Source organism: Intestinirhabdus alba (assembly GCF_009711095.1).
GTDB classification, from domain to species: Bacteria; Pseudomonadota; Gammaproteobacteria; order Enterobacterales; family Enterobacteriaceae; genus Intestinirhabdus; species Intestinirhabdus alba.
In genome coordinates this window covers 1-1212 of sequence record NZ_WMJZ01000111.1, presented here as the reverse complement: position 1 = coordinate 1212, position 1212 = coordinate 1, and the positions used below count along the sequence as shown (strand labels likewise).

Below are 1212 nucleotides of genomic sequence, written 5' to 3'. Positions count from 1 at the left end.
ATGGGGGTGACCTACCGGCTAAAAAACCATCCGGATGTGACCCTGTTTTTTCAGGACCTGGGGATGCAGCCGAAAGCGGGTAAAGAGGATAAACTGAACGAAAAAGATTATGTCAGATGGCTGTGGAACTGGCAATATCAATGGTCTGCCGTTTCAAAAGAGGTGATAAAGCCAGAGTGGCGCGCAATAACCATGGACGGGCGTAAGGGAGTCGCTACATTTGTAAAATCGGTTTATAAAGATGGCAGCGTAAATTATGGATATGTTGCTTATGTTCAGGGCGACCGCTCGGCCAGGAATAAGCATCCGGACCTTCTGTTCTATGCCATGCAGGACAGCCGGCAGGCGAAAGACAACCCGCCAATGGACAAGGATGAACTGGAAAAAATGGCTGAGCGCATAGTCAGTTCGATTAAAAGGCGATAAGGTATATTATCCTGATTACTGCAATATTTTTACAGCTGCGCCGGACTGAAGGGAAGGATAATTTAATATCCTCTACTATGCGGCTGATTGCCAGGCACACGCAACAAGCAGAAGAGCTCGGGATTGCAGACAATCAAGATATCAATAACCCACAGGAAAGCCAGACATGAAAAGTTTATCATTGGCAGTTCTTGGTACCGGTCTTCTTATTTCATATGCCACATCAGGCCAGGAATGGAAGAGTGAGTGTATAAGTTATTATCAGATGCAGTTGCCTGATAACCTGGTGGTAGGCCTGTACCCCATAGAAGGCTTTATTAATCCAGCTAAGCGGCCTGAGAGTAATGGTTATTTTATAACCCGCAGATTCTCAGGAAATGGCATTACTTTCGGAGATAAATATGACAAAGCAACCAGAGATACCGTGCAGGCACAATTTTCTTCATTCTACTACGGTAATTACCGACTTGGTATTTCTGGTGAAAGTGATAAGCCAATAGATTTTCCTGAATATCGTATAAGGAGAGTCGATAGTATAAATTTTAACAAAAATGTCGCACTACAAAAGGAAGAGCTTAACTCAAAATTATTTAATGAACCAATGTCCGCCAAAACAGAGTTCGACAGAAAGCACAGGTCTGTGTTAAAAGACTATCAGAATGCTTTTGTGGACTATGATTACAGGGGATATACGGTTTATATAAATAGCGGAAGGCGTCTGTATCATTTCTGGGGGAGGAATGACCCGGATACAGGAGAGCGGACGCAGACTGCGGAAGCGCAGGT

General features: G+C 44.1%; 2 pseudogenes. Both read left to right on the top strand.

Features of this window, described 5'->3' with window-relative positions:
- A pseudogene (locus GJV78_RS23190) lies at positions 1 to 426 on the top strand (T6SS immunity protein Tli4 family protein); the annotation flags it as partial.
- Between the two features lie 166 nt (positions 427 to 592).
- Positions 593 to 1212: pseudogene (locus GJV78_RS22630) on the top strand (T6SS immunity protein Tli4 family protein); the annotation flags it as partial.